Raw genomic sequence first — 22,855 nt, forward strand, 5'->3', positions numbered from 1 at the left:
CCCGACGACCCGGACGTCGATGGGCTCACGTCGCGCACCCGCAGAACCACAACTTGGTGGCCAGCGCATCCATCGCGTTGCGGCCGTTCGGGCCGGCGTCATTGGAGATGAACGCGAAGGTGAGCACCCGACCGCTAGCGTCGGTGAGCACCCCGACGAGTGAGTTGACCGCCGTTAGTGAGCCGGTCTTGGCGCGCAGCCAGCCGGCCGGGCCCTGGGTGGTGGCGCGGTCCAGGAAGCGTTCACCGAGCGTGCCGCTGCCGCCGGCGATCGGCAACAGGTCCAGCAACGCCCGCAACGACGCCTGATCCGGTCCGGCCGCAGCCTGCATCACCCCATCCAGGGTCCGCGCGGTCAACCGGTCGTTGACCGACAGGCCGCTCGAATCCACCAGCGCGGCCCCGCCGGTGTCCACGTGGGCGGAGTTGAGCCGACTGGTGACCGCGTCGACCGCGCCGGTGAAACTTTGCGGCCGGTTGATGGCGGCGGCTACTTCACGGCCGATGCATTCGGCCATCACGTTGTCCGAGGCATTCATCATCTGAGACAGCCGTTGGATCAGCGGCGCCGACTGGACCACCGCCAGCTGGCGCGCGCCGGCCGGCGCCGAGGCAATGGTCACCGCAGCCGGATCGAGGCCGAGGGCGATCGCCAGCTGCCGTCCGGCGTCGAGCGCCGGGGTCTTGGAACGCCTCGAGTTGACGGTGGTCGGCTGGATGCGCCCGGCGTCGATCATCGCGGACTCGATGGGCGCCACATCGCCGTTGTCGACGTCGGCCGGATCCCAGCCGGGCGCCAACCCGGGACCGCTGAACGCAGCGGTGTCGACCTGCACGGCCGTCGGAGTCACGCCGCTGCGACGCACCTGTTCGACCAGGTCACTGATGCGCGCCGCACCTCGATACCAGGTCTCCACACCAGGCGGTGCGGCCGACAACGTCGGGTCCCCCGCCCCCACCAGCACCACCGGGCCCTGCGCAGCCTGACCTGCCGACACCACCCGGGTGCTGATTCGCGACTGTCGGTCCAGGGTGAGCAGCGCCGCCGCGGCGGTCAGCACCTTGTTCGTCGACGCCGGCACCATCGGCAGATCGTCGAGCTGGCGCCACAACTCCTTGCCGGTCATCGCGTCGGTGATCCGGCCGCCCAGCCTGCCCAGGTTCGGATCAGCAGCGGCAGGTGCCAACGCTGCCGTCACGGCAGCGGGACTGGGCGCGGCGGAATTGTCGGCGACGGGCGACACCCCCGCCTTGACCGTCGGCGGCCGCGGCGGCGGGACCGGGGAGCGCGCCCCGCCGACGCCGTGCCCGCCGGTGGTGAAGAGCACCGCGGCTGCCACGACGGCGACCACGAACGCCAGCACCACCAGCCCGACCAGCACGTGGGTGGACTTGCGCCAGCGTTTGGGGCCCATAGAGATCGGTGAACTCCTGTCTTTTCGTGTCCCATTCTGCCGAATAGGCCGCAGAGCAGTGCCGCGGCACCCGCTCGACTACTGTGTACCCGTGCAATTCGACGTGACCATCGAAATCCCCAAGGGTCAGCGCAACAAGTACGAGATCGATCACGAGACCGGACGCGTGCGCTTGGACCGCTACCTCCACACCCCGATGGCCTACCCGGCCGACTACGGCTTCATCGAGGACACCCTCGGCGAGGACGGAGACCCGCTGGACGCGCTGGTGCTGCTGCCCCAGCCGGTGTTCCCCGGTGTGCTGATCGAGGTACGGCCAGTGGCGATGTTCCGGATGGTCGACGAGAAGGGCGGCGACGACAAGGTGCTGTGCGTGCCGGCCGGTGACCACCGGTGGGACCACGTGCAGGAACTCGCCGACGTCCCCCAATGCGAGCTGGACGACATCAAGCACTTCTTCGAGCACTACAAGGACAACGAGCCGGGCAAGTTCGTCAAGGCCGCCGACTGGGTCGGGCGGGCTGAGGCTGAGGCAGAGGTGCAGCGTTCGGTGGAGCGGTTCCAGGCCGAAGGGCACTGAACGCTCCGTCGGATAGTGTCGCCACGGTGACAGACGGCGAGGACAGCTCGGGAACTCCCGGAGCGACGGGCGCCTCGGTGGGGCCGGTCGCGCGCGGCAGCGTCGCCCGGGTCGGCAGCGCGACGGCAGTGACCGCGCTGTGCGGCTACGCGGTGATCTACCTGGCGGCACGCAACCTGGCACCGAGCGGGTTCTCCGTATTCGGGGTCTTCTGGGGGGCCTTCGGCCTGGTGACCGGGGCCACGAACGGCCTGCTGCAGGAGACGACCCGGGAAGTCCGGGCGATGCAGTACCTCGACGTGCTCCCGGACGGCGCTCGAACCCATCCGCTGCGGGTGGCCGGCATGGTCGGGCTGACCTCGGCCGCCGTGATCGCGGGCAGCGCGGCGCTGTGGAGCGGACGGGTCTTTGTTCAGGACCGCTGGTTGTCGGTCGCGCTGCTCAGCATCGGGTTGGCCGGGTTCTGCCTGCACGCGACGCTGCTGGGCATGCTGGCCGGAGTCAACCGGTGGGGCCAGTACGGCGCATTGATGGTGACCGACGCCGTTATTCGGGTGGCGGTCGCCCTGGCGACGTTTGTCCTCAGCTGGGGCCTGGTCGGGTTTCTGTGGGCGACCGTCGCCGGTTCGCTGGCCTGGCTGATCATCCTGGCCAGCTCACCTGTTGCACGCCATTCGGCCCGCGTGCTGACACCCGGCAGCACCAGGACGTTTCTGCAAGGGGCGGCCCACTCGATCACCGCAGCTGGCGCCAGCGCCATCCTGGTCATGGGATTTCCGGTCTTGCTCAAGCTGACGTCGACCGAACTGGGCGCCCAGGGTGGCGTCGTGATCTTGGCGGTCACCCTGACCCGTGCGCCGCTGCTGGTCCCGCTGACCGCCATGCAGGGCAACCTGATCGCGCATTTCGTCGACGAGCGCAGTCACCGGCTGCGGGCACTGGTCTCGCCGGCCCTGCTCATCGCCGGCATCGGCGGCATGGGCGTTCTACTCGCCGGCCTGGTGGGGCCGTGGTTGTTGCGCTTCGCGTTCGGCTCGCAGTATCAGGCCAGTAGTGCGCTGCTGGCCTGGCTCACCGCCGCCGCGGTGGCCATCGCGCTGCTGACACTCACCGGTGCCGCGTCGGTGGCCGCCGCATTGCACCGGGCCTATTCGCTGGGGTGGGTCAGCGCCACCGTCGCCTCCGGGCTGCTGCTGGCGCTGCCGCTTGCGCTGGAGACCCGCACGGTCATCGGTCTGTTGTGCGGCCCCATGGTGGGAATCGCCGTCCATCTGGTCGCGCTCGGGCGCGGCCAACGCGTGTAATTTTGGCCTTGAAATGGCCTTACAAACGGATTACTCCAACGTCTGGATCATCGTCCCCGCCTTCAACGAAGCCGTCGTCATCGGTGAGGTCGTCGCCGAACTGCGAACCGTCTTCGGCCACGTCGTGTGCGTGGACGACGGCAGCGCGGACGGTACCGGTGAGATCGCCCGGCAGGCCGGTGCGGCCCTGGTGCGTCATCCCATCAACCTCGGCCAGGGCGCGGCCATCCAGACCGGCGTCGAGTACGCCCGCCGGCAACCCGGCGCCACGGTGTTCGCCACCTTCGACGCCGACGGCCAGCACCGCGTCAAGGACGTGGTGACGATGATCGACCGGCTCAATCGGGGCGACGTCGACATCGTGATCGGAACCCGATTCGGCCAGCAGGTCGCCAACCGGCCACCGCTCGTCAAGCGCCTGGTGTTGCAGACCGCCGCACGGCTGAGCCGCCGGGGCCGGCGGCTCGGCCTGACTGACACCAACAACGGCCTGCGGGTGTTCAACAAGGCCGTCGCCGACGGCCTGAACATCACCATGAGCGGCATGAGCCACGCCACCGAGATCGTCATGATGATCGCCGAAAACCATTGGCGGGTAGCCGAAGTGCCGGTCGAGGTGCTCTACACCGACTACTCGAAGTCGAAGGGCCAGCCGTTGCTCAACGGTGTCAACATCATCTTCGATGGATTTCTGCGAGGGAGAATGCGGCGATGAACTGGATCCAGGTGCTGCTGATCGGATCGATCATCGCGCTGTTGGTTTTCCTACTGCGGTCGCGGCGCAGTGCCCGGGCGCGCGCCTGGGTTAAGGTCGGCTACGTCCTGTTCGTGCTGCTCGGTGTCTATGCGGTGCTGCGACCGGACGACACCACGGTGGTGGCCAAGTGGTTCGGGGTGCGGCGCGGCACCGACCTGATGCTGTACGGGTTGATCATGGCGTTCAGCTTCACCACGCTCAGCACCTACATGCGGTTCAAGGACCTGGAACTGCGCTACGCCCGGCTGGCCCGCGCGATCGCACTCGAGGGAGCGCAACCGCCCGAGAACTAGGTACTAGGCGTGCTTGTGCCGCCGGAAGTATTCGACCGTGCGACGCACCCCCTCATCCAGGTCCACCGTCGGCCGCCAGCCCAAAACCCCTGCCGCCAAACCGATGTCCAGGCAGGAGCGCTTCAGATCGCCTAGCCGCGGCGGATGGAACTCCGGGTCGTCGGGGCCACCGACCGCCGCCGCCACGGCGGTGTGCAGTTGGCGGTCCGACGTCTCGATGCCGGTGCCGACGTTAAAACGTTGCCCACCCCCGGCGTCACCGGACGCCTTGACGAAGGCGTCGACGACGTCGTCGACGAACACGTAGTCGCGGGTGTTGGAGCCGTCACCGAACACCTTGGTGGACTTACCTTCCAGCAACGCCTGCGCGAAGATCGCCACCACGCCGGCCTCACCGTGCGGGTCCTGGCGCGGCCCGTAGACGTTGGCGGGCGCGATGTGCGAACAGTCCAGGCCGTACAGGTGACGGAACGTGTTCAGGTAGATCTCGCCGGACACCTTCCCCGCGGCATAGGGCGACGCAGGATCGGTGGGCACCGTCTCGGGCGTCGGATACTGCGGCGGCACACCGTAAATGGATCCACCCGACGACGTGTGCACCACCTTGCGGACCTGCGCGCGCTGCGCAGCTTCGGCCAGCCGGATTGTGCCGATCACGTTGACCGAGGCGTCGAACTGCGGGTTGGCCACCGAGCGCCGGACGTCGATCTGGGCGGCCAGGTGGAACACCACCTCCGGCTGGTGCTCGCCGAGGACGGCATCCAGGTCCGAGGTCACGATGTCGGCCTCGACGAAGACGTGTGCAGGGTTGTCCGCCAGGTGCTCTAGGTTGGTCGCCCGACCGGTCGCGAAGTTGTCCAGGCCGACCACCGTGTGACCGTCCGCCAGGAGACGGTCGACTAGCGTCGACCCGATGAAACCGGCTGCCCCGGTGACCAGTGCTCGCACCGGCCCACCATACCGAGTCGTGGTGGCGGCGGCCGCGCTGATCACAGCGCAGCTGGGCGTTCGCGCAGTGCTGGCGTTTCGTGGCTACTTCTATTGGGACGATCTGATTCTGATCGGCCGGGCCGGCACGCAGGGTCTGTTATCGCCGTCCTACCTGTTCGACGACCACGACGGACATGTGATGCCGGGCGCATTCCTGGTGGCCGGGATGATCATCCGGCTGGCGCCGCTGGTCTGGACGTGGCCGGCGGTCAGCCTGGTGGTGCTGCAGCTGCTCGCCTCACTGGCGCTGCTGCGCGCGTTGTACGTGATCCTCGGCTGGCGGCCGGTGCTACTGATTCCGTTGACGTTCGCGCTGTTCACCCCGTTGGGGGTACCGGGATTCGCCTGGTGGTCGGCGGCGCTGAACTCACTGCCGATGCTCGCTGCGCTGGCCTGGGTGTGCGGCGACGCCGTGTTGCTGGTGCGGACCGGCAACCAGCGCTACGCGGTGTCCGGTGTGCTGGTCTATTTCGGCGGCCTGCTGTTCTTCGAGAAGGCGGCGGTGATCCCGTTCGTGGCCTTCGCGGTAGTTGCGCTGATGTGTCACGTGTCCGGTGCTTCCGCACTGCGCACGGCGTGGCGCGGCGGTGTCCGGTTGTGGGTGGCCGCGCTGATGCTGACCGCCTGCTGGGTGGCGCTGTATTTGGCAGTGGTCAACCAGCGACGCTGGAGTTCGGATCTGGCGATGACGTGGGCGTTGTTGCGCCGGTCCATCACCCACGGCATCGTGCCGGGTCTGGCCGGTGGGCCGTGGGACTGGGCGCGCTGGGCACCCGCCTCGCCCTGGGCCACGCCTGCGCTGCCGGTGATGGTGCTCGGCTGGTTGACTCTCTTTGCGCTGCTTGCTGTTTCGTTGATCCGCAAGCGACGCATCGGATGGGTGTGGCTCACCGCGGCCGGTTACGCGGTGGCCTGCCAGGTGCCGATCTACCTGATGCGGTCGTCCCGGTTCACCGCATTGGAGCTGGCACAGACGCTGAGATATTTCCCCGATCTGGTTTTCGTGCTGGCGCTGCTGGCCGCGGTCGCGTTCACCGCGCCGAACCGGGACACGTCCGGTTGGCTGGCCCCGTCGCGGCCGCGCACCGCGCTGACGACCCTGGTGGCGCTGGCGTTTCTGGCCAGCAGCCTGTACTCGACCGCAACGTTCCTGACGTCCTGGCGCGACAACCCGGCCGAGCCCTACCTGAAGAACGCGCAGGCCGGTCTGGCGGCTTCGGACCGGGCCGCTCCCCTGCTGGATCAGGACGTCGATCCGCTGGTGTTGCAGCGGGTTGCCTGGCCGGAGAACCTGGCCAGCCACATGTTCGCACTGGTCCGCGACAGGCCCGAATTCAGCACTGCTACAACGCAGTTGCGGATGATCAACAGTAAGGGCCAGCTGGTCGCGGCACGGGTGACCTGGGTGCGGACCATCGCACCGGGTCCCGTACCGCACTGCGGCTACTTCACCCAACCCGACCAGCCGGCACGCCTGGTGCTGGACGGGCCGCTGTTGCCGGCCGACTGGACCGTCGAATTGAACTACCTGGGCAACAGCGACGGATCCATGGTGTTGGCCCTGTCCGAGGGGCCCGAGGTCAAGGTCCCGGTGCATCCGGGCCTCAACCGCGTGTACGCCCGATTGCCGGGCGCCGGCGACGCGATCACGGTTCGGGCCGCCACCGCCGCGCTCTCGCTATGCCTGGCGTCGGGACCGGTCGGATTTCTAGCTCCGCTGTCAGCCACTGGGTGAAACATTCTCACCCGCGATCCCGATACGCTGATTGTCCATCAGTCCGAGCGGGAGGGCAGCGTTGTCGAACCTTTTGGCGGTTCCGGAGCTGATGTCCTCAGCGGCAAACGACCTGGCGGGTATCCGGTCGGCGCTGCACGACGCGAACGCGGCTGCGGCGCTGCCCACCTCGGCGGTGCCGGCCGCCGCCGGCGACGAGGTCTCGGCCGCGGTGGCGGCGCTGTTCTCCGGCTACGCGCAGCAGTACCAGACGCTGAGCGCCCAAACTGAGGCGTTCCACCAGCGGTTTGTGCAGTTGCTGGCATCCGGCGCCGGGGCATATACGTCCGCCGATGCCGCCGCAGCAGGACCGTTGCAGCCGCTACTCGACCTCATCAACGCGCCGACCCAGGCGTTACTGGGGCGCCCGCTGATCGGAAACGGCGCCGACGCGACGACGCCGGGCGGTGCCGGCGGGCGGGCGGCCTGCTGATCGGAAACGGCGGGAATGGCGCGGCCGGCGGGGCCGGCCAGACCGGCGGGGCGGGCGGGGCAGCGGGTCTGATCGGCAACGGAGGAGTGGGCGGCAGCGGTGGTGCCGGGGCCGGGGGCGGTGCCGGCGGCACCGGCGGATGGCTGCTGGGTAACGGCGGCGGCGGCGGATCGGGTGGGTTGGGCGGCGGCAGCGGCGGCGCGGGCGGAGCTGCCCGGGTGATCGGCTTCGGCGGTGCCGGCGGTGCGGGCGGAACCGGCGCGCCGAGCGCGACCGGCGGTGGTGGCGGCGCCGGCGGTGCGGGCGGCTTTCTGTTCGGCGGCGGCGGCAACGGCGGTGCGGGCGGAATGGGCGGCGTGGCGGACGGCAGCGGGGTGGGCGGTAACGGCGGCAGCGGCGGGGCGGGCGGCGCCGCGGGCCCGGTGTACGGGAACGGTGGTGTCGGCGGATTCGGCGGCCGGGGCGGCGAGGCGTTCTCATCCCCGGCAGGCGTTGGAGGCGACGGGGGTGCCGGTGGCCAGGGCGGCGACGCCGGCTGGGTGGGCACCGGAGGCAACGCCGGCGGTGGCGGCGCGGGCGGAACCGGCGGCGTCGGCGGGGCCGGCGGTGACGGCGGCAACGGCGGGGTTGGCGGATCGGCCAAGATCCTCGGCACCGGCGGCAACGGCGGGGCCGGCGGTGTGCCCAGCCCGCCGCCCGGGACATCGACCGGCGGGACCGGCGGGCCCGGCGGCGCCAAGGGCGTCGTTTTCGGGGCGGTCGGCTTGCCCGGACCGAACGGCTGAGGCGTCCCTGGCTAGCATCCATGCATGACCGCCTACGAGACTCTCGACTTCGCGCAAGACGGGCCAGTCACCCGCATCGCACTCGACCGGCCGGACGCGGCGAACAGCATCAACGACGTGCTGGGCCGTGAATTGAGGGATGCGGCGAGCCGGTGCGATGTCGCAGAGACGAAAGTGGTGCTGCTCACCGGCAATGGGCGTTTCTTCTGCGCCGGCGGTGATTTGGGTGCGATGGCACGCTCGCCGCTGGGCGCGGGCCGCTTCGTGAAGGGCCTGGCCGACGATCTGCACCGGGCGATCTCGACGTTCGCCCGCATGGAGGCCGTCTTGATCGTCGCCGTCAACGGCGCGGCGGCAGGAGCCGGGTTCAGCCTCGCCCTGATCGGCGATCTCGTGTTGGCCGCCGAGTCGGCATCCTTCACGATGGCCTACACGAAGGCGGGGCTGAGTCCCGACGGCAGTTCGTCTTACTACCTACCGCGACTGGTCGGGGTGCGGCGCACGCAAGAGCTGATGCTGACCAACCGGCGGCTATCGGCCACGGAAGCGGCGCAGTGGGGATTGCTCACCGAGGTCGTGCCCGATGCCGCCCTGACCGATCGCGCGGAAGCTTTGGTTGCCGAATTGCGTTCTACAGCAAGGCTTTCCAATGCTTCGGTGAAGAGGCTAATGCTGATGAGCTTCGGCAACGGGCTGGAGGAACAGATGGAGATCGAGGGCCGCATGATCGCGGCATGCGCGGGCAGCCCCGACGGGCAGGAGGGCATCGACGCTTTCCTGGCCAAACGCCGAGCCGCGTTCGCCTGACCTACAAAGGCCAGAGCAGCGCGGGGCTCGCCCCCGGTGGCGGCCAGGCATGATCGTTGCGATAAGCCCAGGTCTCCCAAGGATTGTCGTAGTAAGCGGCCGTCATGATCAGCCGGGACAGGTCCTCTCCGGGGTGTAACAACCAGTACCCGACCCCGACGGCGGTCCCACCCACCGTCCAGGCGTGGTAACTGGCAGAGAACAGCGGGCCGAACACCCTGTTCTGCCAGACATGAAGCGCTTCGTGGTTGAGCATGAGGTCCACGGCCTTCGGGGTGTAGCCCAGATTGCTGGTGACATTGCCGAACGTGGTGGCGTAGCCGGAGAGCCCGATACCGCCGCGGTAAACGTGCGAGCCGGCCAGTGCGCTCAGCGCCGGGTCGTAATTGGAATTCGGCGTGAACTCGTTGACGATCTGCACGCCGTAGCCCAGCGCCGTCCCGGGAAGCCCCCAGGTGTAGTCCAAGATGAACGCGGCCCAGCCGCGCGCGTCGCTGAAGTCGTAGATGGCGAACTGGCGGCGGAGGAAGCCGGTCGACTCCAGGAGCAACGAGTTCGCTCCCTCCGCAGCCGCATACGCCTGGGCCGCCCCGCCGATGGACTGACCGAACTGTTGCAGCAGAGCGTTGGTCTGCGCGCCGAGCGCCTGGTACTGCTGACCGAATCCGGCGAAGAGATCGGCTACCGCCACCGATATCTCGTCAGCGGCAGCGGCGGCGAGCGCGGTGGTGGGGGCAGCGGCGGCCAGGCGCGCCGTATCGAGGCCCGAAGCGATACCTGCCACATTCGCCGTCGCCATCGTCAGCGCCTCCGGCCCAACGAGCAGCTGCGGCATGCAATTCCTCCCCTCGACTGATCCCGTCCGTCGACCACTTCTGATTATGGTCACGAGTTGACCGAACAGTCCGGCATTTACCGGCTGCGGCGTGGGAGGCGGGCCGGTCAGTCGAGGTAGCGCGGCTCGTCGCAGGCGACAGCAGGATCTTCGACGTCGATGGGGTCAGTTGCGGCGCTCACAGTCCCGCGCAGACCGGCCCGGACGGGATTCAGGTGGGTGTCGCCGCCAGCTTCGGCTTCTGCACAGCGACTTTTCCGTAGGTGAGGCTCGCGTCTAGCGCGATCCGGTCCCAGGAAAAGCGTGACATCACTCGCGACCGGCCCGCCGATCCCATGCTGTCTCGCTGAAAACGGCTCGCCTGAAGGAGTTTCAGCGCTGCAGTCAATTCGTGCGGGTTGGTCGGTGACACCAAAGTTCCGGTGACACCGTTGATGACCGCATCGGTCAGCGCGTCGACAGCCACTCCAACAACAACCACGCCGCTGGCCATCGCCGCCAGCGCTGTGGCAGCAGATGGCATCTGCCGCGCTGTGCAGGCGATCACGGAGGCGGAATGCAGTAACGCCGGAACATCCTGCGCGACAACGTGACCCATGAATCGCACGCGCTTTCCCACGCCCAACTGATCAGCCAACCGACTGAGCTTTGCCCATTCTTTCCGGTGCCGGATCGTTTCGCTTTGCGTTTGCGCAAGCACCAGTTCGGCGTCCGGCAGCCTGGGCAGGGACCGGATAACCCTGTCGAATCCGGACTGAGGCAATGGATTGCGTTCCAATTGGACGATGCGCAGCGACCCGGCTGTGGTGGGATCGGGCGTAAGGTAACGCCCGCAGTCGATCCCGGCGGGCAGTAGCGAAACCTGCGCCCGACCACGTCGCAGCCTGCTCAGCGTTTCAAGTTCTGGCGAACTCCCGCCGGTGATCCAGCTGGCATTACGCGCGAGAAGAGGTTCCAGACGGGCGCGTTCGGCGACGGCGCCAGGTTCGGCTGCTGGACCGATCGTGGCAGCCAGACCGTGGAAGCTCTGCACGGTAGGTAGCAGCAACCGACGTGCGGCCAATTGCGCCGCCAAGCCGCCCAGCCATCCGAAGGCATGCACGATCTCGGGTGAGTTTGACGACCATAGTCTCTCCAGTTCAGCAGCCCACTCCGTGACGAAGGGCAATACCTTCGCCGGGGCCACCGGCGCGGTCGGTCCCACGCCTGCCGCCACCACCCGGTAGCCGCCGCTGTCCACCGAGGAGGCTTGCACGGCTGATCCACGCTGGTAGACGGTGACAGTCTGTCCCTGGCGTGTGAGCGCGGCGCAGAACTGCGTTGTGTTGTCGCCGAGATCGCCGCCGACGACGTCGTCGGAATCTGCCCAGGCATCGTTTTCACAGACGATCGCGACCTGCATTGATCCGCCATTCCTCGGTACCGCCAGTTCGGATGGGAACACAGACGTACCCGGCCTGGCGCGATACAAACGAACAAGGCCATCCGTTTTTCGTTTATTGGATTTTGACTCGTTGCTTAGCAGCTGAGTCTGGTAACTGGCCCTCCGTGCGCCTTAGTGATCTCCGCATTTCCGGCGAGAAGCGCTATTCAGCCGGGGCTGATTTGAATTCATCTCATGAATTGAATTCATTCCGGAATCGACCGCGTCCTTGGACCTGCTCGACGGCTACCCAATCCCACCTGGTGCTCTGGCCCTGCGGGGTAGCGGATCAGCAGGCAACAATCGTCCCGCGCAAGTCTTATGCGCGCAAAAGGCCTGCCACCTCATATCGGCCTGGACCGCATGCGACCGGCAAGTATTTGCAGCAGAAAGGAAAAACGACACGCCGGGCCGGCACCTGATGGATCCAAACTCGACTAACCCGAAATGTCCGCAAACTCTGGCTTCTGAATGCTTTACCCGCTAGAGCCAGTTGCCGGGCACTCTGCGCCAGGTATCAGGTGCGGCGCAGCGCGATGACGGTGACGTCATCGTCAGTGTTGCCCGCCGCCATCGCGGCCCCTACCCAGGACGCCGACACGTCGACAGCTTGGCCGAGGGTCTGGGCCAGCCGGTCCAAACCGCGATCGAGAGGCTCACCCCGACGCTCCACCAGGCCGTCGGAGAACATCACCAACCCCTGTCCCGGTTCGAGGATAAAGGCGCTCGGGGCGTAGGTCGCACCGCGAATGCGGATCGGTGGGGAAAGCCGGATCGGCGCCGGCGCGGCTGTCGATCCGGAGGAATCCGCCAGGTATGGGATCAGGTGTCCCGCGCAGGCGGCCTCGACCCGTCCCGAGCCCAAGTCGACGCGCGCGACGACAACCGTGGCAAATGCCCCGGGCAACAAGTGCAAGCAGAAGTCATTGAGCTGGTGCAACGCCTCGGCCGGTGACGCCCCGGCGAACAATTGCGCCCGCAGGGCGTTGCGCAGTTGTGCCATGGTGCCGGCCGCGGTGATGCCGTGTCCGGCGACGTCACCGATGAGCACGATCAATCGGCCGTCGCGTAGCTCGAACGCGTCGTACCAGTCGCCGCCGACGTTGTCGCCCGCGGCCGGCTGGTAGTGCGCAGAAAGCTGCCAGTCGTGCAGCGTCGGGATCGACTCCGGCAGCAGGCTGCGCTGCACCGTCTCGGCCACCCGCAGCGCACCGCGGGTGCGGCTGTACAGCGAATCGACCAGGTGGCGCCGCAACGCATCGGCGCACTCGACCTGGCTCGGTGTCCACGGTTGGCTGTGTTGCTCGACGATTTCCCGCCACCGCTCGAACGATTTTCGCGGGCTGATGCGGACTGTGTCACCTTCGCCGACCGCGATCGCCTTGTTGTGCGGATCGCCACCCCAATCCACCGAGCGCAGTACCTCACGCCGGAACCAGGCGGCATACTGCCCGTCGGGCAGGTTGAGTACCAGCGCACCGGCGACCACCTGGGGATCGAGGTCGGGTGCGGAGAGCTCGCCGGACAGACAATCGGTGCTGGCAATGCCTTCCCCGGCGTCACGGGCCCACGCGACGACGGCCGCCACTATCTGCGGTGGCGGTACCGCCCCGCGGACCCGGTAATCGCCTTGGACATTCACGACCACTCCGTCGGCCGGCACGAGGTCGAACAGCCCGGACGTCCCCAGCAACGCCGCCGAGAGCGGTTTGCCGTCTTCCATCACAGCGACCGCCAGCTTGCCCAGCACCGCCTGCGCCGCCAATCGTTTGTGCAGTTGCTCCTCCTCGAACCTGTCGACGAGGTGTACCGACAGGGTCGCGCCGAGCAGTTCGGCCGCCGCGCGGGTCCCCAGCGGCGGCAGCAGGGGACCGGCGTAGTGGTGGCAGGCGATCAGACCCCACAGCCGGCCGTGCCGCAACAGAGAAATCGACATCGACGCGCGCACACCCATGTTCTGCAGATATTCGACGTGGATGGGTGAGACGCTGCGCAGCATGGCATAGGTGAGGTCCAATGGCGTACCGGTCTCCGGGTCGATGGCCGGCACCAATGGTGCGGGTGTGTAGTCGACGTCGGAGATCAGCCGCAGCCGATTCTTTTCATACAGCGCCCGGGCCTGCAGTGGAATATCGGTGGAGGGGTAGTGCAGGCCGAGAAAGGAATTGAGGTCCGCCCGCTTGCACTCGGCGACCACTTCGCCGTTGTAGTCCTCGTCGTAGCGATACACCATGACCCGGTCGAAGCCGGTCAGGTAGCGCACCGCGCGGGCGGCAGTGTCGTACAGCTCGCTCAGCGAGACGGCTCTGTTGAACGCCTCCACCGAACTGCGCACCGCCTGATAGGTGTTGGGGAAGGCAAACGGGCGCTCGCCATAGGCCCGCTCGAGTTCGACCAAGAGCACACCGTGGGATGCTCGACTCAACACTGCCTCGAATGCCCGTGGCTCGCCGGCGACCTCAATCACGCAGTCAAGCGGGTCGCGATGGTCGAGATCGGGCGTCGTCGAGGCGACCTGCTGAATTCGGGCGGCCTGTTCGGTGCCGACGAGGGCAGACAGCGGCCTTTGCAGAATGGCGTTCAGCGAGTGCCCGAGCAGGTCGACGACGTTGACACTCACCTGGCGCACCGTGAAGTCGTGCTCGCGCACCACCGCCAGCACCCCGCGTGGCTGGATACTGCCGGGGATATGGATCGGCTCGCGGGCACAATTGTCCAAGTCGATGGGCATGCCGATCGGAACGAATTCGCCGACCGGCAGGTCCGTCGGCGCCGATATCGGTGCTTGACCCTGGCCGCTATCGGTCACCGGACCAGCTCCCAGGACTAGCGGAAACCGACAATCCGGTTTGACGGAGGAGGGGCTGTCCAGCCTGAGCCAGCGCAGCAGAAGCTTGCATCAATGTCCGTTCTGCCCAGAAACGGATCTTCCCGTGCGAAGCCCCCCGTCGGGGCCGGACCGGCTTCGGTCGCGACGCGGTCGACCGCGACAGACGTAGCTTAGACCTGCTGATCCGGGATCAATAGGATCGATATAACGCTTCGCATTATTGAGCTATCCGGCCACGTTCTCGTCGCGGCCCTGTTCGCTCGCTGGTCGACGCCCATGGCGAAACGGCGGACATTTGCATGCCGGTCTCAGGCGCGCGTCGAACCGCGACGCGACCGATCCATCGGGAGTGGTGGTGCGGAGCCGCCTAGGAGAATCGAACTCCTGACCTATTCATTACGAGTGAATCGCTCTACCGACTGAGCTAAGGCGGCCGTGCCCTGGCGGGCGGCACGAGTCTAACGCAGTTGCTGGCCGATGGTGGCGACCATGGCGTCGACGGCGAACTTGGGCTTGACGTTGATGGCCAACGCTTCCCGGCATTCCAGCACGGCCTCGATGCAGCGCAGCAACCGATCGGGGCTGGCGTGCCCGGCCAACGACGCCACCCGCTCGGCCATGTCCGGGTGGTTCGCTTGCACGTGGCCCGCGTTCGCCGAGACCACCAGCGCATCCCGGAAGTAGGTGGCCAAGTCGATCAGCGCCCGGTCCAGGGCGTCGCGCGAGGCCCTGGTTTGGCGCGACTTCTGCCGGCGCTCGAGGTCCTTGATCGCACCGGCGGCGCCGCGCATCGCACCTGCCGCGCCTTTTCCGGTGCCGCCGGCCCCCAGGGCGGTGCGCAGTTCTTCCGTCTCGACCTCGGCCCGTCCGGCAGTGAGTGCCACCGCCTCGGCCTCGGCCGCCGCCACCAGTTCCTCGGCGGCGGTGTAGGCGCGGGCCGGCCGCGCGGCGTCACGTACCAGCTCCAGCGCCTGCTGGCGTCGTTGCCGGGCCTCCGGGTCGGTGGCCAGCCGGCGCGCCCGGCCGACGTGCCCGCCGCTGACCGACGCCGCCCAGCCTGCGGTGTCGGCGTCCAGTCCGTCGCCGTCGACCAGCACCTGCGCGATCGCCTCGGTGGGTGGTGTCACCAGTGCCACGTGCCGGCACCGGGAGCGCAAGGTGACCGCGATGTCCTCGGGGTCCACCGACGGCGCGCACAGCAGGAAAACGGTCGACGGTGGCGGTTCCTCGACGACCTTCAACAGGGCGTTGCCGGCACCCTCGGTCAGCCGGTCGGCGTCCTCGACGACGACGATCTGGTGGCGACCGGTGGTGGGCCGCCGCGACGCGACCTGCACGATCCCCCGCATCTCGTCCACCCCGATGGACAGACCCTCGGGGATGACCCGCCGGACGTCGGCGTGAGTGCCGGCCATCGTCGTCGTACAGGCGCGGCAGCTCCCGCAGCCGGGTTCGCCCTCTGACGTGCACTGAAGCGCTGCCGCGAAGCAGAGCGCGGCCACTGAACGGCCGGAGCCGGGCGGTCCGGTGATCAGCCACGCGTGTGTCATATTCCCGACGTCGGCGCCTCCGTGATACTGATCACTCCGAGCATCTCGGCGGGCGGACCTGGCCGCGGCGAGCAGTTCGGCTTCCACCGCCTGCTGGCCTACCAGCCGCGTAAACACCCCGGTCATCATCGGCAACAGTAGCCAGGGCGCCCGACAGAGACCGATCAGCATCCGTTTTGCGACAAATCCGTGATCTTTCGGCAACTTTCGCCCACGCCACGCGACGTGCCGGAGACATTTTTGGTTTCCGACGAGTCCCCGCTGACCGATACGGTGGGTGCGTGGCCATGGCAGCAACACTCCCGCGGCGAATCAGCGCATTCGCCAGGTGGGTGGTGCGCACTCCATGGCCGGTGTTTTCGCTCAGCATGCTGCAGGCCGACATCATCGGCGGCTTGTTCGTGCTGGGCTTTCTGCGTTACGGTCTGCCGCCGCGCGACCGGATCGAGCTGGGTGATCTGCCGCCGCTGAACGTCGCAATCTTCATCAGCTCGGTGATCTTTCTGTTCTTCGCGGGGTTCGCCTGGAACCTCAAGCTGTTGGTGCCGGTTTTCCGCTGGCAGCGACGCGACAACCTGCTGGTCGAAGCGGACCCGTCCACCACTGAGCTGGCCCGCACCCGCGCGCTCCGGATGCCGTTCTACCGCACGATGACCAGCGCGGCTTCCTGGGCCGTCGGGAGCGTGATTTTCATCCTGGCCAGCTGGTCGGTGGCTCGGGAAGCCGCGCCGGTGGTGGTGGTCGCCACCGCGTTGGGCGCCACCGCCACCGCGATCATCGGCTACCTGCAGTCCGAGCGGGTGTTGCGTCCGGTCGCGGTGGCCGCGCTGCGCAGTGGCGTCCCCGAGAGCGTGCGGGCACCCGGCGTGATCCTGCGGTTGATGCTGACCTGGGTGCTCTCGACGGCCGTCCCGCTGCTGGCCATCGTGCTGGCGGTGGTTTCCGACAAGATCGCGCTGCTGCGCGCCTCACCGGAGAAGCTGTTCAACCCGATCTTGCTGCTGGCGCTGGCGGCACTGGGCATCGGAGCGGCCAGCACCCTGCTGGTGTCGATGTCCATCGCCGACCCGCTGCGCCAGCTCCGCTGGGCGCTGTCTGAGGTGCAGCGGGGCAACTACAACGCGCACATGCAGATTTACGACGCCAGTGAGCTCGGTCTGCTGCAGGCCGGATTCAACGACATGGTCCGCGACCTGTCCGAACGGCAGCGGCTGCGCGACCTGTTCGGCCGCTATGTCGGCGAGGACGTGGCCCGGCGGGCACTGGAACGGGGCACCGAGTTGGGCGGGCAGGAACGCGACGTCGCGGTGTTGTTCGTGGACCTGGTCGGTTCCACCCAGCTCGCCGCGTCACGGCCGCCCGTCGAGGTCGTCCATCTGCTTAACGAATTCTTCCGCGTGGTGGTCGACACCGTCGGCCGGCACGGCGGGTTCGTCAACAAGTTTCAGGGCGACGCCGCGCTGGCGATCTTCGGCGCCCCGATCGAACACCCCGATGGTGCCGGTGCGGCGCTGGCCGCAGCCCGCGAGTTGCACGACGAGCTCATCCCCGTGCTGGGATCCGCGGAGTTCGGTATCGGCGTGTCGGCGGGCCGCGCCATCGCCGGACACATTGGCGCGCAGGCGCGTTTCGAGTACACCGTCATCGGCGACCCGGTCAACGAAGCCGCCCGCCTCACCGAGCTGGCCAAGCTCGAAGCGGGCCACGTGCTGGCCTCGGCGATCGCGGTCAGCGGCGCGCTGGACGCCGAGGCACTGTGCTGGGACGTCGGCGAGGTGGTGTTCCTGCGGGGCCGCGCCGCGCCCACGCAGTTGGCCCGCCCGCTGAATCTGGCTGAGCCGGAAGACGTCTCCCGCGAGGTTTCCAGCGACGTTCGCCGCTAGCAGCCGGCGAGCCTTCACACTTCGCGAGGACGATCGCGTCCACGGTTGCACGGTGTCGACCAGACATAAAGTCATTTGCCGTCGAAAATATTGACACGCACAGCAATTTCTGGGCGAACGAGAAAATCTGCGATCTCGGCAATGGCGAGTCATCTCACAGGCATAAATAATCTTCTGTGCAGCGTCTAGACATTTTGCTCGATTTGTTGGGATGTCGCCGAATTTTCAGGTTGATTAATTGCGGTCTGACCGGTATTTCAGGGGGTGGGCAATAGTGGTTATGGGCGTTATTCGGGAGTGGGAGTCGATCGTGTCGTATGCGATGGTCACGCCGCAGGTGTTGGCCGCGGTGTCGGTGCAGCTAGCTGGGATCGGCTCGGGGGTCGCGGCCGCTGATGCCGCGGCCGCTGATGCCACGGTGGCGGTGGCAGCCGCGGCCGCCGATGAGGTGTCGGCGGCGATCGCGGTGTGCTTCGGTGCCTATGGCCGTCAGTATCAGGTCCTGGGGGCGCAGGCGGCGGCGTTTCACGCCCAGTTCGTGGCGGCGTTGAGCGCTGGGGCGGGGGCCTACGCCGGTGCTGAAGCGGCCAATGCCGGGCCGTTGCAGTGGCTGGAGGAGGCGGTGTTGGGAGTGATCAACGCTCCCACCAACGCGCTGTTCGGCCGGGCATTGATCGGTGATGGTGCCGCCGGCGCCGCGGGCAGCGGGCAAGCCGGTGGGGCCGGCGGGTTCTTATGGGGCAATGGCGGCGCGGGCGGCTCAGGTGCCCCCGGCGGGGCCGGCGGGGCCGGCGGCAGTGCGGGGTTGTTCGGCTCCGGTGGGGCCGGGGGTGCCGGCGGGGCGGGCGCGCCCGGACAGCTCGGCGGTGCTGGTGGGGCCGGAGGCGCCGGGGGCTGGCTGGGTGGTTTCGGCGGGGCCGGTGGGGCCGGGGGCGCCGGTGGGGACGGCCTGACCGGGATGGCCGGGGGCGCGGGCGGCATAGGCGGGGCCGGTGGGGCTAGTCGGGCGGTGTTGTTGTGGGCCGGGGGTGCGGGCGGGATCGGCGGGTCCGGTGGGGCCGGCGGCGGCGGCCTTAGCGGCGTGAACCCCGGTGATGCCGGCGAGGTGGGTGCTGCGGGCGGGGCCGGGGGTGCCGGCGGGGCCGGGGGCGCGCATCCGGGCCTGTTCGGGGCGGCCGGAGCCGGCGGCACCGGTGGCAGTGGCGGGCTCGGCGGAGCCGGCGGCGACGGCGCGACGGGTGTGCACGATGTCGGCGGGGACGGCGGTGACGGTGGCGCCGGAGGCGCGGCCGGCGCCGGCGGAGCGCCGGGGCAGACCGGGTTGTTCGCGCCCGCCGCAGCCACCGGCAACGCCGGAACCGGCGGCGACGGCGGCACCGGCGGGCGCGGCGGCAACGGCGACAACGGCACCGACGCGGCCGCCGGAACCGGCGACACCGGCAACACCGGCTACGCCGGCGGGGCAGGCGGAACCGGCGGCACCGGCGGCAACTCCGGCGCCGGAGGCACCAACGGCAACGGCGGACTCGGCGGAGACGGCGGCACCGGCGGCACCGGCGGAGCCGGCGGATCCGGCGCCGACGGCGTCGGCACGCCCGGACAGACCGGCGGAAACGGCGGCACCGGTGGAGACGCCGGCTCCGCCGGCGCCGGCGGAGCAGCAGGCACCGGCGGCACCGGCGGCAACACCGGGGGCACCGGCAACGCCGGAACCGGCGGCGACGGCGGCACCGGCGGGCGCGGCGGCAACGGCGACAACGGCACCGACGCGGCCGCCGGAACCGGCGACACCGGCAACACCGGCTACGCCGGCGGGGCAGGCGGAACCGGCGGCACCGGCGGCAACTCCGGCGCCGGAGGCACCAACGGCAACGGCGGACTCGGCGGAGACGGCGGCACCGGCGGCACCGGCGGAGCCGGCGGATCCGGCGCCGACGGCGTCGGCACGCCCGGACAGACCGGCGGAAACGGCGGCACCGGTGGAGACGCTGGCTCCGCCGGCGCCGGCGGAGCAGCAGGCACCGGCGGCACCGGCGGCAACACCGGGGGCACCGGCAACGCCGGAACCGGCGGCGACGGCGGCACCGGCGGGCGCGGCGGCAACGGCGACAACGCAAGCATCCCCGGCGGCGCCGGCTATGCCGGCGGCACCGGCGGCAACGGCGGCCAGGGCGGCGCAACGCCCAACGGCGGAACCAACGGAAACGGCGGCAACGGCGGCGCCGGCGGCAACGGCGGGACCGGCTACAGCTACACCACCGGCACCGGCACCAGCGCCAACGGCGGCGACGGCGGGACCGGCGGAGCGGGCGGCAACGCCGGCGCCGCCGGCACCGGCTCCGGCAGTGGCGGTGCAGCCGCAACCGGCGGAACCGGCGGAACAGGCGGCGACGGCGGACGCGGCGACACCGGCGCCGACAACATCCCGTATAACAGCAGCTTCCTCCTCGGCGGCGCAGGGGGCACCGGCGGCCACGGCGGGGCCGGCGGAACCGGTGGCGCCACCCCCAACGGCGGAACCAACGGCGACGGCGGCAACGGCGGCAACGGCGGCAACGGCGGTGCCGGCGGCGCCGCATCTACCGCGTCGACAGCTACTTTCGCCTACGCCGGCGGCGGCGGCGGAGGCGGCGCCGGCGGGACCAGCGGCGCCACTGGCAGCGGGATCGGCGCTGGTGGAACCGGCGGCAACGGCGGCAACGGCGGCAACGGCGGTGCCGGCGGCACCGCCACAGCTACCTCCGACTTCATGCAGGTGACCGCGGGCGGCGGAGGCGGCGGAGGCGGCGGCAGCAGCCACGCAGCCGGGGGCGTCGGCGGCACCGGTGGAGGTGGTGGCGCCGGCGGACAGGCGGTTGTCGTCAATTCCGGAACGGCAGGCGTCGCCAATGGCGGCGGCGGGGGCGGCGGGGGCGGACCCGTTGCGACCGGCGGCAGCGCGGGCAACGGAGGCACGGGCGGCACCGCCACCGGCATCGGTACTGGCACCACGACCGGCAGCGGCGGTGCGGGTGCGACCGGTGGCACCCTTACCGGCGGCGGCGGAGGGAGTGGGGCCGGGGCGACCTCTCTCGGCCAGTCGCTGCCCGGCATCGCTGGAAACAGCAACGGGGCCGGCGGCGCGAGCAACGCTTACGGCCAGGGTAACAGCGGCGGCTTCGGTGGCGGGATCGGAAGCGGCGGTGTCGGCGGCCGTAGCGCTGCCGGCGGCGTTTTCGCCGCCACGAACGGTGGCAACGGCCAGTCCAACTGACTGTGGATTGAACGACAACCCGCGGGACGCGCGGACTTAACTACCACGGGCGCGAGCACCTGATATTCAACCGCTGCACCTTGTGGATCAACCCGAATGTGAGCCGCAATGTGCACTTCACACATACGCAGCGCGCGCCGGTGCACAACAGTGCGCAGCAGCGGCCGTTGCTTCGATAGGGACGGTTCGGCGGCCACGTTGGGACGGGGCGCGGGTTGGCGTGTCTGAGATGCCCCGGCGACTTTGGATGGGCATTGATTGGTTCTTATCCAGCCTTTCGGCAGCTTGCGAGATTTGTTGTGGCCCGCGAAGGCGGCGCAAAGATCCTGCGCCGAATCGTAGCCAATAGCGCGGACGCCATCCACTCGCGTCGAAAGGCCATCACAGCTCGCGCAAAGAGCCAAGCAGAAGCCGAAAGGCACAATGGGGTCCCCGCCGTAACGCAGGACTAATGGGAGTCGATCAGCGTGGCGTTGTCGGGTTTGAGCTGTTGACCGCAGGACGCTGATCATCGAGCCGCTGGCCGGCGAGCACTGTGTAGGACCGGGATGAATGTTGATCCCTAGAGCTAGATCGTGCCCCGGCCGGTTCGGTGAGGTCGCTTGAAGCGCTGATGGGATGTCGTGCCACTGCGAGCACTGATCCATTAGTCCGCTGCCGGGTGTCCTCTGGCTCAATGTGAGTCAACGACGACTGCAGGAGGTGGGCACTGGTGATCTTTGTCGGCAACGACTGGGCCGAAGACCATCACGACGTGTATCTGATGGACGAGGCTGGCCAACGATTGGCAGCCCGGCGATTACCCGAGGGCTTACTAGGGATTGGCACCTTACACGAATTGGTTGCCGCACACGCCGAGGAACCCGACCAGGTGATGATCGGCATCGAGACCGATCGTGGCCTGTGGGTCTCGGCGTTGGCAGCAGCCGGTTATCAGGTGTGGGCGATCAACCCGATGGCGGCGGCCCGCTACCGCGATCGCCACCATGTTTCGGGTGCGAAGTCCGATGCCGGGGACGCCAAAGTGCTCGCTGACCTGGTCCGAACCGATCGGCACAACCACCGCCGGATCGCCGGCGACAGCGCCGATGCCGAGGCGATCAAGGTGCTGGCCCGTACCCATCAGAGCTTGATCTGGGCACGGACGCGCCATGCCAACATGCTGCGCAGCGGCCTGCGGGAGTACTACCCCGCCGCCCTGGAGGCCTTCGAATCCCTCACCGACGGTGACGCGTTGGCAGTCTTGAGTCGCGCACCCACTCCTAAACAGGGCGCTCGGTTGAGCCTGTCGAAGATCGGCTCAGCGCTCAAAGCGGCTGGCCGGCAACGCAATATCGAGACACGCGCTGGGCAGATTCAGACCATTTTGCGTCGCGAACACCTCACAGCACCCCCAGCGGTGGCTACTGCCTTCGGCGCCACCACGACTGCAGCGGTCCATGTGATCGCCGCACTCAATGTTCAGATCGACGAGCTCGAGACCGCGCTGGCCGACCATTTTGAGAAACACCCGGACGCCGACATCTACCGTTCCCTGCCAGGACTTGGTGTTGTGCTCGGCGCCCGGGTGCTCGGTGAGTTCGGGGATGACCCGAACCGCTACACCACTGCCAAGTGTCGCAAGAACTACGCCGGAACATCACCGTTGACCATCGCATCAGGCCGAAAACGTGCCGTGCTGGCCCGCCACGCCCGCAACAGACGTCTCTACGACGCGCTCGATCAATGGGCATTCTGCGCCCTCACCAGAAGCCCCGGTGCCCGCGCCTTCTACGACCAGCACCGCGCCAAGGGTGACACCCACCATCAGGCCCTACGCGCCCTCGGCAACCGACTCGTCGGCATCCTCCACGGCTGCCTACGCCACCACACGCCATACGACGAATACACAGCTTGGGCCCACCGCCAAACCCCCGCAGCAGCTTGACGACTTAACCACCTGGG

The 22,855-nt window shown here is 68.7% G+C and carries 15 protein-coding genes, 1 tRNA gene and 1 pseudogene; 10 read left to right on the forward strand and 7 right to left on the reverse strand.

Features of this window, described 5'->3' with window-relative positions; all coding sequences use genetic code 11:
- Window positions 1-25 precede the first annotated feature (25 nt).
- Window positions 26-1,414, reverse strand: coding sequence for a D-alanyl-D-alanine carboxypeptidase/D-alanyl-D-alanine endopeptidase (dacB, locus tag JX552_RS28605; protein ID WP_205875191.1), 1,389 nt, complete (start codon window positions 1,412-1,414; stop codon window positions 26-28).
- Between the two features lie 91 nt (window positions 1,415-1,505).
- Between dacB and JX552_RS28610 the strand changes: the two genes are divergently transcribed.
- From JX552_RS28610 to JX552_RS28625, 4 genes are read left to right on the forward strand one after another with little or no spacing between them, the layout of a single operon-like run.
- Window positions 1,506-1,994 carry an inorganic diphosphatase gene (locus tag JX552_RS28610; protein WP_205875192.1) on the forward strand — a complete coding sequence of 163 codons (489 nt, stop codon included), beginning with the start codon at window positions 1,506-1,508 and terminating at the stop codon, window positions 1,992-1,994.
- A 26-nt stretch (window positions 1,995-2,020) separates the two neighbouring features.
- Window positions 2,021-3,298, forward strand: a complete 1,278-nt coding sequence (locus JX552_RS28615; RefSeq protein ID WP_205875193.1) for a polysaccharide biosynthesis protein — start codon at window positions 2,021-2,023, stop codon at window positions 3,296-3,298.
- Between the two features lie 13 nt (window positions 3,299-3,311).
- Window positions 3,312-4,013, forward strand: coding sequence for a glycosyltransferase family 2 protein (locus JX552_RS28620; RefSeq protein WP_205875194.1), 702 nt, complete (start codon window positions 3,312-3,314; stop codon window positions 4,011-4,013).
- Window positions 4,010-4,348 (forward strand): DUF2304 domain-containing protein, encoded by a 339-nt coding sequence (locus JX552_RS28625; RefSeq protein ID WP_205875195.1) that lies wholly within the window; start codon window positions 4,010-4,012, stop codon window positions 4,346-4,348. The genes JX552_RS28620 and JX552_RS28625 overlap by 4 nt, the downstream gene beginning before the upstream one ends.
- 3 nt (window positions 4,349-4,351) lie before the next feature.
- Here JX552_RS28625 and JX552_RS28630 read toward each other — a convergent pair whose 3' ends face one another.
- The gene (locus JX552_RS28630; protein ID WP_205875196.1) at window positions 4,352-5,296 is read right to left on the reverse strand and encodes an NAD-dependent epimerase/dehydratase family protein; all 945 of its coding nucleotides are present in this window, start codon (window positions 5,294-5,296) and stop codon (window positions 4,352-4,354) included.
- Here JX552_RS28630 and JX552_RS28635 point away from each other — a divergent pair.
- The 3 genes and pseudogenes from JX552_RS28635 (at window position 5,262) to JX552_RS28645 (ending at window position 9,137) form a co-directional block, all read left to right on the forward strand.
- The gene (locus tag JX552_RS28635; protein WP_241010752.1) at window positions 5,262-7,073 is read left to right on the forward strand and encodes a hypothetical protein; all 1,812 of its coding nucleotides are present in this window, start codon (window positions 5,262-5,264) and stop codon (window positions 7,071-7,073) included. The genes JX552_RS28630 and JX552_RS28635 overlap by 35 nt on opposite strands.
- Before the next feature lie 61 nt (window positions 7,074-7,134).
- Window positions 7,135-8,315 (forward strand): annotated as a pseudogene (locus JX552_RS33555) (PE family protein); the annotation flags it as partial.
- A gap of 39 nt (window positions 8,316-8,354) precedes the next feature.
- A complete protein-coding gene (locus JX552_RS28645) occupies window positions 8,355-9,137 on the forward strand; it encodes an enoyl-CoA hydratase/isomerase family protein (protein ID WP_205875197.1) in 783 nt (260 codons plus the stop codon).
- Window position 9,138: 1 nt separating this feature from the next.
- On the opposite strand, the gene JX552_RS28650 is transcribed toward JX552_RS28645, so the two are convergent.
- From JX552_RS28650 to JX552_RS28670, 5 genes are all read right to left on the reverse strand, one after another.
- A complete protein-coding gene (locus JX552_RS28650) occupies window positions 9,139-9,972 on the reverse strand; it encodes a PE family protein (RefSeq protein ID WP_205875198.1) in 834 nt (277 codons plus the stop codon).
- A 211-nt stretch (window positions 9,973-10,183) separates the two neighbouring features.
- Entirely contained in the window at window positions 10,184-11,374 is a 1,191-nt protein-coding gene (locus tag JX552_RS28655) for a glycosyltransferase (RefSeq protein ID WP_205875199.1), read from the reverse strand.
- A gap of 538 nt (window positions 11,375-11,912) precedes the next feature.
- Window positions 11,913-14,126, reverse strand: coding sequence for a SpoIIE family protein phosphatase (locus JX552_RS28660; RefSeq protein ID WP_205878735.1), 2,214 nt, complete (start codon window positions 14,124-14,126; stop codon window positions 11,913-11,915).
- 460 nt (window positions 14,127-14,586) lie between these two features.
- Window positions 14,587-14,659, reverse strand: a tRNA-Thr gene (locus JX552_RS28665).
- 24 nt (window positions 14,660-14,683) lie between these two features.
- Window positions 14,684-15,901, reverse strand: coding sequence for a DNA polymerase III subunit delta' (locus JX552_RS28670; protein WP_205875200.1), 1,218 nt, complete (start codon window positions 15,899-15,901; stop codon window positions 14,684-14,686).
- Window positions 15,902-16,062: 161 nt separating this feature from the next.
- Between JX552_RS28670 and JX552_RS28675 the strand changes: the two genes are divergently transcribed.
- The 3 genes from JX552_RS28675 to JX552_RS28685 all read left to right on the forward strand — a co-directional run bounded on the left by JX552_RS28675 (window position 16,063) and on the right by JX552_RS28685 (window position 22,838).
- Complete coding sequence (locus JX552_RS28675; protein WP_205875201.1) at window positions 16,063-17,658, forward strand: adenylate/guanylate cyclase domain-containing protein; 1,596 nt, start codon at window positions 16,063-16,065, stop codon at window positions 17,656-17,658.
- 310 nt (window positions 17,659-17,968) lie between these two features.
- Window positions 17,969-20,911 (forward strand): PE domain-containing protein, encoded by a 2,943-nt coding sequence (locus tag JX552_RS28680; RefSeq protein WP_205875202.1) that lies wholly within the window; start codon window positions 17,969-17,971, stop codon window positions 20,909-20,911.
- A 712-nt stretch (window positions 20,912-21,623) separates the two neighbouring features.
- The gene (locus JX552_RS28685; protein ID WP_205875203.1) at window positions 21,624-22,838 is read left to right on the forward strand and encodes an IS110 family RNA-guided transposase; all 1,215 of its coding nucleotides are present in this window, start codon (window positions 21,624-21,626) and stop codon (window positions 22,836-22,838) included.
- The last annotated feature ends 17 nt before the right edge of the window (window positions 22,839-22,855 follow it).

Origin of the sequence: Mycobacterium gordonae (assembly GCF_017086405.1) — a bacterium.
Taxonomy (GTDB): domain Bacteria; phylum Actinomycetota; class Actinomycetes; order Mycobacteriales; family Mycobacteriaceae; genus Mycobacterium; species Mycobacterium gordonae_D.